The organism is Asanoa hainanensis (assembly GCF_900188485.1).
Classification (GTDB): domain Bacteria; phylum Actinomycetota; class Actinomycetes; order Mycobacteriales; family Micromonosporaceae; genus Asanoa; species Asanoa hainanensis.
In genome coordinates, this window is sequence record NZ_FZPH01000007.1 from 196,903 (window position 1) to 210,396 (window position 13,494).

Annotated in this window: 9 protein-coding genes; 5 read left to right on the forward strand and 4 right to left on the reverse strand. The window is 72.5% G+C overall.

Going from position 1 to position 13,494, the window contains the following annotated elements:
- The first annotated feature begins 17 nt into the window (after nt 1-17).
- Nucleotides 18-2,774 (forward strand): ATP-binding protein, encoded by a 2,757-nt coding sequence (locus tag CHC05_RS19260; protein WP_089250741.1) that lies wholly within the window; start codon nt 18-20, stop codon nt 2,772-2,774.
- Here the strand turns inward: CHC05_RS19260 and CHC05_RS19265 are convergent.
- Entirely contained in the window at nt 2,759-4,216 is a 1,458-nt protein-coding gene (locus CHC05_RS19265; protein WP_089250743.1) for a sensor domain-containing diguanylate cyclase, read from the reverse strand. The genes CHC05_RS19260 and CHC05_RS19265 overlap by 16 nt on opposite strands.
- 1 nt (nt 4,217) lies before the next feature.
- Nucleotides 4,218-5,393: an FIST signal transduction protein gene (locus CHC05_RS19270; protein ID WP_089250745.1), complete on the reverse strand. Its 1,176-nt coding sequence runs from the start codon at nt 5,391-5,393 to the stop codon at nt 4,218-4,220.
- Between the two features lie 220 nt (nt 5,394-5,613).
- On the opposite strand from CHC05_RS19270, the gene CHC05_RS19275 reads away from it, so the two are divergent.
- The gene (locus CHC05_RS19275; RefSeq protein WP_089250747.1) at nt 5,614-7,407 is read left to right on the forward strand and encodes a CocE/NonD family hydrolase; all 1,794 of its coding nucleotides are present in this window, start codon (nt 5,614-5,616) and stop codon (nt 7,405-7,407) included.
- Nucleotides 7,408-7,416: 9 nt separating this feature from the next.
- Here the strand turns inward: CHC05_RS19275 and CHC05_RS19280 are convergent, their stop codons facing one another.
- The gene (locus CHC05_RS19280; protein WP_218824598.1) at nt 7,417-8,088 is read right to left on the reverse strand and encodes a class I SAM-dependent methyltransferase; all 672 of its coding nucleotides are present in this window, start codon (nt 8,086-8,088) and stop codon (nt 7,417-7,419) included.
- A 129-nt stretch (nt 8,089-8,217) separates the two neighbouring features.
- Between CHC05_RS19280 and CHC05_RS42085 the strand changes: the two genes are divergently transcribed.
- Nucleotides 8,218-9,405 (forward strand): sensor histidine kinase, encoded by a 1,188-nt coding sequence (locus tag CHC05_RS42085; RefSeq protein ID WP_089250749.1) that lies wholly within the window; start codon nt 8,218-8,220, stop codon nt 9,403-9,405.
- A complete protein-coding gene (locus CHC05_RS19290; RefSeq protein ID WP_089250751.1) occupies nt 9,402-10,049 on the forward strand; it encodes a response regulator in 648 nt (215 codons plus the stop codon). The genes CHC05_RS42085 and CHC05_RS19290 overlap by 4 nt, the downstream gene beginning before the upstream one ends.
- Here the strand turns inward: CHC05_RS19290 and CHC05_RS19295 are convergent.
- Entirely contained in the window at nt 10,046-11,188 is a 1,143-nt protein-coding gene (locus CHC05_RS19295; protein ID WP_245871044.1) for a DUF5925 domain-containing protein, read from the reverse strand. The genes CHC05_RS19290 and CHC05_RS19295 overlap by 4 nt on opposite strands.
- Nucleotides 11,189-11,385: 197 nt before the next feature.
- Here CHC05_RS19295 and CHC05_RS19300 point away from each other — a divergent pair, with 197 nt between their 5' ends.
- Entirely contained in the window at nt 11,386-13,395 is a 2,010-nt protein-coding gene (locus CHC05_RS19300) for an NPCBM/NEW2 domain-containing protein (protein WP_218824599.1), read from the forward strand.
- Nucleotides 13,396-13,494 lie beyond the last annotated feature (99 nt).

Consider the following 13,494-nt stretch of genomic DNA (forward strand, 5'->3'; position numbering starts at 1 on the left):
AGTACGGAGGTTGATGCATGACCTCGGGAAAGCTGGTCGGCCGGTCCGCGGAGCTCGACCTGTTGCGGGCGGCGACCGCCGCCACACCGTCCGTGGCGCTGGTCGAGGGCGAGGCCGGGATCGGCAAGAGCCGCCTGGTCCGCGAGCTGCTGACCGTGCCGTCGGGTCGTCGAGTCCTGATCGGACAGTGCGAGCAGCTGCAGGAGCCGCTGCCGCTCTCGCCGTTGCTGGACGCGTTTCGGCAGGCCGGACCCGCGCTCGGCGGGTCACTGAACCCGCTGACCGGCGCGCTGGCCCCGCTGCTCCCGGAGCTCGCCGCGCACCTGCCGGCGCCACCGCCGGCCCTCGCCGACCCGGGCGCCGACCGGCACCGCGTCTTCCGGGCGGCCGTTGCCCTGCTGGGGGAGCTGGGCCCGCTGCTGCTGGTGCTCGAGGACGTGCACTGGGCCGACACCGTCACGTTCGACTTCCTGGCGTTCCTCGCCGCGCACCTGCCACCGGACCTGGCGCTGGTCATCACCGCGCGCACCGAGGCTGGCCGGCTGCCGATCCGCGAGGCGCTGGCCCGCGCCCCGTCCGGTGCCGCCCGCGTCGTCGGCCTGCACCCGTTGCGCCCGCCGGAGGTGGCGCAGCTGGCCGGCGAGATCCTCGACGCGGCGCCTGCGCCCGCCTTCGCCGACCGGCTCTACGAGAAGACCGGTGGCATCCCGTTCGTGGTCGAGGAGGTGCTCCGCACGTACCTGGAAGCCGGGCGCCCCGACACGCTCGACGACCTCGCCGTGCCGACGGCGCTGCGCGACGTGGTCCTGCACCGCCTGTTCTCCCTCGACGACGACGCCCGCGAGATCGTCGAGGCCGCCGCGGTCGTCGGTCGCTCGACCGACGACCGGCTGCTCGCCGAGGTGACCGGGCGGGACGCCGCCACCATCGCGCGGGCGCTCGCCGGCGCGCAGGGCGTCGGTCTCCTGCAGGAGGACGGGTTCCGGCACGCGTTGGCCCGGCAGGTCGTCTACGAGTCGGTGCCCGCCGCGCGCCGGCGGTGGCTGCACCTGCGCACCGGTCGCGCGCTCGAGTCGACGGGCCGCTCGGCCCGGCTCGCCCACCACTACCTGCGGGCCGGACACCACGCCGAGATGGCGACCCATGCGGAGGCGGCCGCCGAGACCGCGTTCGCGCACGGCAACGACGCCACCGCCGCCCGGTTCCTGCTGACGGCGCTCGGTGCGGACGGGGTGCCGCAGGAGACCCGGGTCCGGTTGGCGGTCAAGCTCGGCCGGGCCGCCGTCGACGGACTGGCCCACGCCGAGGCCCTGCCGATCGTCGCCCGGCTGCTGGCCACCGAGCGGTTGCCCGCCGCGGTACGCGGTGAGCTGCGGTTCGCGCACGGCCGACTGCTGCGCCAGTCCGGTGACGCCCGTGCGGGCCATCTGGAGATCGAACGCGCCGCCCGGGACCTGGCCGGCGCGCCCGCGCTGCTCGGCCGGGCGCTCGCCGTCCTGGCGGCGCCGGAGACGGTCACCGACCGGCACGTCCGCGAGCACCTGGCCCGCTGCGACGAGGCCGCCGAAGCGGCGCGCCGCAGCGGCGACCCGAGCGTCGACCTCGCCGTGCGGATCACCCGGTCGGGGCTGCTGCTGGAGCTGGGGCAGCCGGCGGGCTGGCCCCTGGTTTTCGACCTGCTCGACGGGGACGACCTGCGGTCGGCTCCCCGGGAGCACGCCCGCGCGTGCCTCAACTGGGCGCAGGGCGCGCTGCACGCCGGCCGGCTGGACCACGCGGAGGCGTTGCTGGCCAGCGGGCGGCGGGTCGCGGACCAGGTCGAATACCTGCGGATCGCCGTGGTCCTCGACCTCGTGACCGCCCTCGTCGACCACGCCGCCGGCCGGTGGGACGGGCTGCTGGACCGGGCGCGGCTGATGGCCGAGGCGCACACGGCGTTCGGCGCCGCGTCCCTGGACTCACGGCTGTTGCTGGGCGCCCTGCTCGCGGCGATCGGACCCGCGGAGGAGGCGGCCGACTGCTTCAGCGACGTGATCGCGGTCGCGGAACGGGTCGGCGCCGCGTGGCCGCTGATCTCGGCCCGGACGGCGCTGGCCCGGTTGCTGCTGACCCTGGACGACGCCGGCGCCGCGGCCGACCACGCCAGGGCCGCGATCACCCAGGTGCGGGCCAAGGGCATCTGGGTCTGGGGCGCGGAGGCGGTGCTGTGCCTCGTCGACGCGGTGGGGCACACCGACGAGGCTTCGACAGTGGTCGCCGAGCTCGCGGCCGGCCTGATGGGGACCGACGCACCGCGCGCCCGGTCCGCGTTGCTGGCCGCGCAAGCGGTGCTGGCCCCCGGTGACGCCGACGGGCTGCTCGTCGCGGCCCGCGCGGTCGCGGGCGACGCGGGACTGGTCTACGACCAGGCGCGGGCCACCGAGCGGCTCGGGAGCCTGCGGGGCGTGGCCGGCGGGGAAGACCTGGAGTCCGCCCTGCGCCTGTACGGCGCCCTGCACGCCACCCGCGACATCGCCCGCGTCTGCCGCACGATGCGCCTGCACAACGTGCCGATCCCGTACCCCTGGCGGGGTGGTCGACCCGCGTTGGGCCAGACGCTGTCGGCACAGGAGCACCGGGTGGCGGTGCTGGCGGCCGCGGGCCGGACGAACCAGGAGATCGCGACGGAGCTGTTCCTGTCCCGGCGCACGGTCGAGAGCCACGTCTCCAGCGCGCTGCGCAAGCTCGGCCGCACGTCCCGCAAGGACCTGACGGACGATCAGTTGTCGCGGTAGATGGCGTAGCCGCCGGTGCCGCGGTGTTTGGCCTCGTACATGGCCAGGTCGGCGCGGGCTACGAGCTCGGCGGGCTCGGGTCCGTCGGTGCCGCACAGCGCGACGCCGACGCTGACGCCGACCCGCAGCGCGTGCTCGCTGACCCGCATCGGCTCGGCCAGGGCGGCGACGATGCGCCGGGCCACGGCGGCGGCGTCCTGCGGTCCGTCCACCCTGGACAGCATCACCGCGAACTCGTCGCCGCCGAAGCGGGACGCCGTGTCGCCCGCGCGTAGCTGCGCGGTGATCCGGTCCGCGGTCAGGGTGAGCAGCTCGTCGCCGGCGGCGTGCCCGAGCGAGTCGTTGATGTCCTTGAACCGGTCGAGGTCCAGGAACAGCACCGCCAGCGTGTGGCCGTCGCGCTCCGCGACCGCGAGCTGCGTTGCGAGCTGTTCGAGGAACAGCCCGCGGCTGGCCAGCCCGGTCAGCGGGTCGTGGCGCGCCTGGCGCATGCGCACCAGCGTGTTGGCGTCGGTGAGGGCCAGGCTGACGTTCTCCGCGAACGCGCTCAGGATCTGTTCGTCGGCGGGGGAGTAGCGGCGGGCGGGGTCGCAGGAGGCCACAACGAGGGCGCCGGTCAGCACGCCGCTGTCGTGCACCGGGGCCGCCATCGAGTTGTGGACCACGCCCGGCACGAGGAGTTTGAGCATTCGGGACTGCAGGTCCTGGCCGTGCCGCACCGCCACCCGGTCGGTGACCATCGCCTCGCCCGCCGAGGACGTGGCGGTGAGGTCGACGACGGGCCGGTCGGCCGGGTCGATGGGCCGGGTGCCCGCCGCCGCCGCCAACCGGGCGCGGCCGGAGTCGGGGTCGTCGCGTACCCACAGCAGCCCGATCTGGTCGCCGAGCAGGTCGCGGGCGCCGGCGGTGATGGTGTCGAGGATGTGCTGGAGGTCCTCACGGTGGGAGATCGCGCGCTGGATCGCCGACAGGTGCTCCAGCAGCCGCTGGCGTTCCTGCAACGACTCGCGGATGGCGTGCTCGGCGACCAGGGTCCGCAGCATCGTCAGGGTCAGCTCCAGGACCCGGGCCATTCCGCGTACGAGGTTCTGCTCCTCGACCTGGAACGGTGCGCCGTAGCGGGCCAGCACCAGGTGTCCGGGGTGGCTACCGGCCCAGGACGCGGTCACCGCGGGACAGTCGCCCAGCCCGGGAACGTACAGGTCGGACTGCTGTCTTTGGGTCATCGCGACGATCTCGTCGTGCGGGACGGTGCCGGGCGGAAACCCGATCGACGCCACCACCTTTCCGTCGATGACCGCGGCGGCGACCTCCGCCTCCAGCGCCTGCGCAGAGCGCTCGACCGCGTTCTGCACGGCGGTGGTCTCGTCGGGCGACGAGGACACCACGGCCAGCAGCTCCACGAGCTGCTGGATATAGAGGGAATCCGCGGACCCGGCCATGTCAGCTCAGTGCCAGCAGGGCGAGCGTCTGGTTGTGGAACCCGTCGATCCCGTGGTTGCGGGCGATCTCGCCGTACGTGTAGAAGCCGGCGAACGGCTTCGTGCCGGCCCACTGCCGCAGCCGGTCGCACTCGCGCCGGATGCCGTCGTCGCCGAGCACGGCGCGCGACGCGGCGCAGCTGAACGTGAGCATGCCGACGGGCTCGTTGCCGCCGAGCCGATCCAGGGTGTCCCGGCAGACCGCGTCCACCGACTCCAAGATGGACTGCTCGTCGCCGGTCATCACCCACGTCAGGCCGCCCGGGTCGATCGCACCGCCGCCGCCGATGGTCCGGCCCTCGAGGTCGACCTCGGTGGAGAGGTTGCGGGCCTCGACGCCGCTGCGCCGCTGCACGCCGAGCGGACGGGGCAGCACGAAGGCGGTGAACTCCGACGCGTCCGTGTACGCCTCCGGCGGTGCGTTCAGCCGTTCCAGGTAGACGTCCAGCGCCGGCCGGTCGTCGAGGGTCAGCACGCGCCCGTCGGCGGCGCGGGTGACGATCATCGGCTGGCCGACGGTGCGGTACCCGTGGCCGACCCCCACCGCGATCGGCGCCTCGGAGGCGATGGCCACGCCGATCACCGCGTCGGTGAGCACGCGCCCGTCCTTGAACAGGTACGCGCCGTTCATCCGCCAGCCGTCGGCCGCGGCCCCGCCGAACAGCGGAGTGCCCGCACCCAGCGCGCGATAGCTGCCGCGCACGATGCTCTCCTGGTCGCGGACCAGGCCGTCGGTGAGCAGCATCAGCACCCGGTGCGGCTGCCGGACCTCGTCCATGCAGGCCGCGACCTCGTATCCCGCCTCGGCCTGGCGACCGGAGACGTGCTCGGCGGTGCGGGTGGCGATCTCCACCCCGGTCCCGCCGATCGCGGCCACGGTGACCGTGCCGTCGGCGGGCCCGTCGACACAGATCTCCCCGTGCGTGGTGCACCCGATGGCGGGCACGCCGGGCGCGGCCCGCGCGATGCCGGCCAGGACCGCGTCGATGTCGTGGGTGATGGCCGCGAAGACGATCAACAGCTTCGGGTCGGGTCCGGTGCGCGCCGCACGCACGGCCGTGGCCGCCGCCTCGGTCGAGTCGGCCAGCGCGCTGCGGCCGACGCCCAACCAGCGCCGGTTATGAACCTTCTCGCCCAAGATTCCACCTTACCGCCCGTTTTAAGGCTTCTTGGTAGACATCGGTTCCCGGTTAACACCGTACTACCAGGCATTTCGCCGCCGGCCAGGCTGAACCGCACGGCAGCGCGCGGCCGGTGCGGTAGGTCACGGCGAGATAACTGTGGGATACATGGACGCCAATGATCATTAGCATCGATGCCTGACCGGACGATCTCGTTCGGAGTTAGGTGGAGGTTGGATGACCGTTCGGAGGAGGATGGCCCGGCCCGTCGCGGCGGCGGGTGCATTGGCCATCATCGCGAGCCTCGCCACGGGCCTACCCTCGGCGGCGCAAGCCGCCCCCATGTCCGGCGCGCCGATCACCCACGACGAGAACCCGCGGGTTCCCGAAGGGGCGGCGTGGACGCAGGCGTACTTCCCGTCCTCGGACGGCAGCGGCGTCGAGCTGCATGCCGACATCCTGCGACCGGCACACCTGCCGGCGCGGGCCAGGACCCCGGTGATCCTGTCGGTGGGTCCGTACTTCTCGCACGCCGGCGAGACGTCACCGGGCGGGTTCGACCAGGTCGGGCCGTCGGGCCGCTTCCAGGACCTGATCGACGGCGCCCGGCTCATGGAACGCGGCTACACCTTCGTGATGGTCGACCTGCGGGGGTTCGGCGGCAGCACGGGGTGTCTGGACTTCCTCGGCCCCGGCGAGCAGGCCGACATCAAGGCGGCTGTGCAGTGGTCCGCGCGCCAGCCGTGGTCGACCGGCAAGGTCGGCATGTACGGCAAGTCGTACGACGCCAACACCGGGCTCGCGGCCAACGTGCTCAAGCTCAAGGACCTGCGGGCGATCGTCGCCCAGGAGCCGACCTGGGACAGGTACAACTACCTGTTCAGCAACGGCGTGCCGCGCTCCAACGCCACCAGCAGCCCGCGCAGCTACTACTCGATCGCGACGATGCCGCAGCTCGTCGACGACAGCGACCGCTACAAGGCGAACGCGGACTACGAGAAGACCCACCCCGAATGTCAGATCAACAACAGCACCGACACCCAGGATCCCGACCCGACCTCGGCATTCTGGCGGGCCCGTGACTTCGCCTCCCGCGCGGCCGGCACCCGTACACCGTTGTTCGTCACGTCGGGCTTCATCGAGGACAACACCAAGCCCGAGGACATGCAGCAGTACCTGAAGAACCACCACGGCCCGGAGCGCGGCTGGCTCGGCCAGTGGGAGCACGTCCGCGGCAACGAGACCGACAGCAACGGTCAGCTCAAGATGGGCCGGGCCGGCTGGTTCGACGAGGTGATGCGCTTCTACGACGAGCACCTGCGCGGCATCAAGCCGAAGGTGAAGGACCCGGCGTTCTCCGTCGAGGACAGCCTCGGCGACTGGCGGGCCCAGCCGACGTGGCCGGTGACGCACGACTCGTACACGGCGCGGTTGTCGCCCGGGCAGTATGTCGACGACGGCGGCCAGGCGACGCAGCGGACCGCCGAGACCCAACCCCCGGGCTGGGACATCGAGTACGCCGGCGCTGGTGCTCCGACCAGCACGCCGCTCGCCGCCGCCGAGCCGGGCAACAGCTACTGGACCTTCTCCACACCCGCGGCCAAGCAGGTGCGCCTGACCGGCACGCCGGAGATCGCGCTCAAGACCAGGGGCGAGGGCAATGTCTGGGTACGGCTGTGGGACGTCGCGCCGGACGGCACGGCGACGATGTTCAACGAGATGGTCGCGGCGCTGAACGACCGGTCGACCTCGTTCCCCCTGAAGGCGAACGACTGGACGTTCGAGCCGGGCCACCAGCTCGGTGTCCAAATTGGAACCATCACCTCCCGCGGCTGGCGGCCGGTTCCCTCGGGTCAGACGGTCACAGTGACCGACGCCCGGCTCGACCTGGAGGTGCAGGACCCGCGGTTCGACTCGCCCACCCAGGGCGACCGCTCGCCGTTCCTGGACCGCTACGTGACCGCGAACACCGTGACGCTGGACGCGGTCGGCGCACCGACGTTCCCGCTGCGCGTCTCCAAGAAGCACTGACGCCCGACCCTACGCGCGGTTCACCCGCGAACCCTCCGACGGCGCCGCGTAGGCGGTGGGGACGCAGGGAGTGGCCCAGGTGGACCGCGCGGTAGGGCGGCGGCAGGTGTAGGTGAGCGCGGGCGGCAGGTTGCGCCACACCGAAGCGCTCGCGATCACCTCGTCGAAGGTGCCGTGCAGGAGGCGGCGCAGGCCGCGGGCGCCGGCGAGCGGCAGCGCGTGCAGATACGCGAACGTCGCGAACCCGGCGCCCGGGGCGAGCACCTGGGCGACCGCCGTGATGATCCGTTGCTGCGTCGCGGCCGGAAACAGCGACCACGGCAGGCCACTGACCACGGCGTCGACGCTGTCCACGCCACGCGCCCACAGGATGGCGCGCAGGTCCGCCGCGTCAGCGACCACGACCTCCAGATCGGGCCGACGCGCGCTCAGCCGATCAGCCAGCAGCGGGTCGATCTCGATCGCCAGGTGGCGAGAGCCGGGCGGCAGCCGCTCACCGATGGCATCGCTGACCGCGCCGGTGCCGGCACCGAGTTCCACGACGGTCGAAACGTGCGTCCGGGGCACGATCTGGGCCAGCCGGCGACACAGCCGCGGGCCGCTCGGCGCGATCGCGCCGATCGACCGTGGGTTGCGGCTCGCGGCGTCGAGGAAGGCCAGCAGGTCAGGTGGTGTGGTCACGGCGACCAGCCTCTGCGGCGCCGGGCGCCGTGACGTCCGCCACGAAGCCCGTCCCGCCGGCCCGCCGCACGAGCGCCCTCCTACCGAAGGAGGAACCGGGCACCCAGCGTGGCGTTCTAGGGTCGGCGGGTGCCACCCCCCACCGCACCGTCGCGCCGCGGACTCTGGCTGCGCCTGGTCCCGACCGCCCTGGCGGTCAGCTACCTGCCGCTGGCGGACCAGCCCGGCAACCCCGTCGACGGCTGGGCGTGGGCCTTCGGCCTCGGCGCCGCCGCCCTGTTCGCGTTCGGCCGCCGGATCCCGCTCACGATGGTGCTCTGTCTGGCATCCCTCCTGGTCGTCTGCGACCGGATCGGCACCCACGCCGACGTGGTGGTGATCCTGGCGACGTTCGGAGCGTTGATCGATCTGGCGCTGCGGCGCGACCGCCGTTGGATTGCCGTCGGCGCGATCGCCGCCGGGGTCGGCTTGTTCGTCAGCTTCGTCGACGTGCCCCTGGCACCGCTGCAGCCACCGTTCTTCTTCGTCGTCACCGGCGTGATCGCCAGCCTGATCGGCGCGCCGATCCTCCTCGGTCTGCACTTGAAAGCCGCCCGCCTCGCCACCGCCGAAGCCCAACAGCGCGCGATCGAGCTCGAACAACGACAAGAATCCGAGAAAGCGATGGTACGAGCGACCGAGCGCACCGCCATCGCCCGCGAGCTGCACGACATCGTCGTCCACCACGTCGCCTCGATCGTGCTGCGCGTCGGGGTGGCCCGCCACCTCGACCCGCGCGCGGATCCGGAGACGGCCGCGGCCCTGGACGACGTGCACGCCACCGGCACCGCCGCCCTCGCCGACCTGCGCCGCCTGGTCGCGGTGCTGCGTGACCCCGCGACCCTCGACGAGGAGGCCCACGCTCCGCTGCTCGACCCCGGCGACCTGCCCGACCTGCTGCACCAGGCCGTCGCCCGCAGCCGCAACGCCGGCCTGTCCCTCGACGCCTCGGTGGACCCGACGGTCGCCAGACTCGACGCGGTGCGGGGCCTGGCGCTGCTGCGGGTGGTCCAGGAAGGGCTGACCAACGTGCTCAAGCACGCCGGACCGCGGGCGACCGCCATGGTCACGGTATCGGCCACCGCGGACGGCGCCGTCCGGATCGACATCGCCGACGACGGTCACCCCGCGGCCGCGCGGCCGGCCTCGGGTGGGCACGGCCTGCTCGGCCTGCGCGAGCGGATCGACCTGCTCGGCGGACAGTTCGACGCGGGACCCGCCGCGTCCGGCTGGCGGGTCCAGGCGGTCCTGCCGGCGCCGACCACGGGGTCGGCGTGACCATCCGCCTCCTGCTCGTCGACGACCAGCGCCTGGTGCGGGCCGGCCTGCGCGCGCTGTGCGCCGCCGAACCCGACATCGAGATCGTCGGAGAGGCGGTCGACGGCCGGGACGCGGTCCACCTCGCCGATCGGCTCGCGCCCGACGTCATCCTGATGGACCTGCGCATGCCGAGGATGGACGGGATCGAGGCGACGACGGAGATCCTGCGCCGGCGCCCGCACGCGCGCATCACCGTGCTGACCACGTTCGACGACGACGACCACCTCTACCCGGCGTTGGCCGCCGGCGCCTGCGGCTTCCTGGTCAAGGACGCCACCCCGGACGAACTGCTCGACGGCATCCGCCGCGCCGCCCGCGACGAGAACCCGTTCAGCCCGACGGTGCTGCGGCGGCTGGTCACCCAGGCGATGTCCGCACGCACCACGCCCGTCTCGGTCCCGGCGCTGACGGGACGCGAACGCGACGTGCTGCGCCTGCTCGGCGAGGGTCTGTCCAATGCGGACATCGGAGAGCGGTTGCACCTCGGTGTCACCACGGTCAAGACCCATGTCGGCAACCTGATGACCAAGACAGGGTACGCAAACCGGGTCCAGCTCGCCGTGTTCGCCGTGCGCGCCGGACTCGTCGACGAGCCGGCCTAGAGGTAGAGACCCGTGGCGACCGGCTCGCGCTCCTCGGTCAGGCCGTAGCCGTCGCGCAGGGCGTAGAGCTCGGCCAGGGTGGCGCCGTCCGCCGGCACCCCGGCCGAGGTGCCGAGCCAGGCGGTGGCCTCGCCGAACGGCAGCGCCGGCACCTCGATGCGGGCCAGGCACCGACCGGGCCGCACGACCGCCGGGTGCAGGCGGGCGAGGTCCTCGTTGGTGGTGATCGCCACCAGCACCTTGCGGCCCTGACCGAGCAGGCCGTCGGTGAGGTTGAGCAGCCGCGAGAGCGCCTGGCCGGTGTTGTGCTTGGCCTCGCCGCGGATCAGCTCGTCGCAGTCTTCGAGCAGCAGCAGCCGCCACTTGTCGTGCCGCTTGTCGGGGCACCGGCAGTCACCGGAGCTGCTCAGGGCGACCTCCATCAGGTAGGCCGGGTTGGTGAACAGCGCCTCCGGGTCGAGCACGCAGTCGAACTGGCACCACTCGTGCCACTCGCGCGCCAGCGCCCGCAGCACCGTGGTCTTGCCGGTGCCGGGCGGGCCGTGCAGCAGCAACAGCCGGCCGTGCACGGACTCGCGGTCGACCTTCATGAGCCGGTCGAAGCTCGCCGCGGCCGCACCGGCGTAGTTGGCACGCAGGTCGGCCCACGAACCCGCCGTGATCGGTCGCGGGTGCCGCTGCGGGCCCTGCGTCCCGGCGTACCAGAAGCCCATCTGCACCGACTCTTCCACCGGCGCCGGCTCCTCGGTCATCCCGTCGACGGCACGCTCCATGATCTCGGCGGCCAATGCGGCCGTGACCGCGGTGACCGAGACCTGGGCGCCCTTGTTGCGCGGCCAGTGCACGGACCGCAGCGTCCAGCCGTCACCGGCGGCGAGGCGGGCGTGCTCGGTCGCGCTGGTGCTCTCGCGCAGCGCGGTGACGCCGGCGGGAAGCAGCGTGGCGTCGGGACGCACGTCGGTCAGGTCACGCGTCGTCGCGTGCGGCTGATGACCGGCGACGAACGCGGTGAGCGCGAGCGCGTCGATGACGTCACGAGGGGAGTCGGAGTCGTCGACGGTGAGCACGACGGGCAGCACCGACTCCGGCGCGACGCCGGGGGCGCCGAGCTCGAACGGAACCTGCCGTGGGATCTGCACACCTCAATGATCACCGCTGAATCCGTTTGTGGGTAGCGATTTTCCGGCGGCCCGACGCCCCGCCGCGACCTCGGAGAACTCATAAATTAATAATTAATATTGACTTGCGGTCGTAACAAGATGGAAGATCTTCGAATCCGTCCCTCGTTCGGCAGCGAAGGAACTCGATGTGAATCGATTTGTGCTCACTGCTCTGCTTGCTGTCACGGCCGCGCAGCTCACCGTGCCGGCGGCTGCGCAGGCCGCCGGTCCACCAACGACAGCGGCGCCCCTGCAGGCGACGCCCTACATGGGCTGGAACACCTACTACGGTCCTCGGTGGCGATCCCACCGAGGCTGAGGTCAAGGCCAACGCCGACTTCCTGGTCAGCAGCGGGCTGCGCGACGTCGGCTACCGCTACGTCTGGATCGACGGCAACTGGGCCGCGCCCACCCCGCGCAGCGACAGCGGCGACCTCGTCGCCAACCCCGCGCAGTTCCCCAACGGGCTCGCGCCGCTCGTCGACTACATCCACGCCAAGGGCCTCAAGGCCGGCATCTACACCGACGCCGGACCGTACATCCCGGGCAAGTGTGGGCTCGGCAGCGGCGGCGGATACTACCAGCGCGACGCCGACCAGTTCGCCGCCTGGGAGTTCGACGCCGTGAAGGTCGACTATCTCTGCGGCATCGCGGCGGACCTCGACCCGAAGACCGTCTACACCGAGTTCGCGGAGGCGCTGCGGCACAACGCCAGCGGCCGGCCCATGGTGTTCAACCTCTGCAACCCCGTGACGTCGCCGGACTGGGGCAACTATCCCGAGTCGCAGCAGTCGACGTACTCCTGGTCCTACGCCCCGGCGATCGCGCAGTCCTGGCGCACGTACACCGATGTCGGTTTCCTCGGTGACATCAAGTTCAAGGACGTGCTGCGCAACTACGACGCGAACGCGCGGCATCCCGAGGTGGCCGGGCCCGGGTACTTCAACGACCCGGACTACCTCGGGCCGCAGCTCGGGATGAGCGACGAGGAGTTCCGCACGCAGATGACGCTCTGGTCGGTGGCCGCCGCGCCCCTGGTGATCGGAAGCGACCTGCGCACGCTCAGCAAGTCCTCATTGGACATTCTCGCCGACCGCGACGTGATCGCCATCAACCAGGACCGCGCCGGCGTGCAGGCCGTGCGGGTCGGTCCCGCCGGCACGACCGAGACCTGGGTCAAGCGCCTTGCCAACGGTGACCGGGCCGTCGTGCTGCTCAACCGGGGCGACACCCCGCGGACGCTGACGGTCGACGCGAAGGCGACCGGCCTCGACGGTGGAAGGCTCACCCTCCAGAACGCGTGGACCGACCAGGTCACCGAGAGCTCCGGCACGATCAGCGCGGCCGTCGCCGCACACGGCGCGGCGCTGTTCCGCGTCAGCCGCGCCCACGGCCTGCCGGGCATCCCGCACGTGACGGCCAGCCTTCCGACGTTGCCGGCCACGGCGTCGGTGGTCGCCGGTGGCGAGACCGTACGGGTCGAGGTCGCGGTGCGGAACGACGGCACGCTGCCGGTGCTCACGCCGGCCGTGCGGCTCGCGGCGCCGGACGGTTGGACGGTCCAGGCCCAGGGCCGGGCGCCGAAACTGCTGGCGCCGAAGAGCAGCACCACGTTCGTCTTCGCGGTGACGCTCGCGGCCGACGCCCCGGCTGGCACCAGCCAGTTGACCGCGACCACGTCGTACACGGTGATCGGGCATGGAAAGCTGAGCCAGACGACCGCGACCGGCGTGGTGGTCGCGCCGGCGGCCCCGGACGGCGAGGTCGTGCTGTCGCACCACGCGTGGATCAGCGCCACCAGTGGGTGGATGAGCCCGACCGTCGACCTGAGCGTCGGTGGCTGGTCGCCGATCAGCATGCTCGGCCAGGTCTACCCGACCGGGATCGGGGTGGCTTCGCCGTCGACGGTCCGCTACTACCTCGGCGCAGCGTGCACCCGCCTCGCCGCGGTCGTCGGCCTGGACGACGCGGTTCGCAACGTCCGACCCGAGGGCGCCACGTCGACGTTCCAGGTGGTCGGGGACGGCCGGGTCCTGTTCGACAGCGGCGTGCTGACGCGTGACGACCTGCGCCAGGTCGACGTCGACCTGACCGGCGTCCGGGTTCTCGACCTCGTGGTCGGCGACGCGGGCGACGGCGGCTACAACGACCGCGCGAACTGGGCCAGCCCGAACGCGTCCTGCTGAGCGGGCCAGTCGCACCCAGGTGGGCGGTTCGGCACCTGGGTGCGACGACCGGCCCGCGGCGCCGGTAGGCTTTGCACCGGTGTGCCGGGAAGCCTGGTC

Coding starts and splice junctions, on each gene's coding strand:
- CHC05_RS19265 (WP_089250743.1), bottom strand. CDS start 4,216: ATGGCCGGGTCCGCGGATTCCCTCTATATCCAGCAGCTCGTGGAGCTG.
- CHC05_RS19275 (WP_089250747.1), top strand. CDS start 5,614: ATGACCGTTCGGAGGAGGATGGCCCGGCCCGTCGCGGCGGCGGGTGCA.
- CHC05_RS19260 (WP_089250741.1), top strand. CDS start 18: ATGACCTCGGGAAAGCTGGTCGGCCGGTCCGCGGAGCTCGACCTGTTG.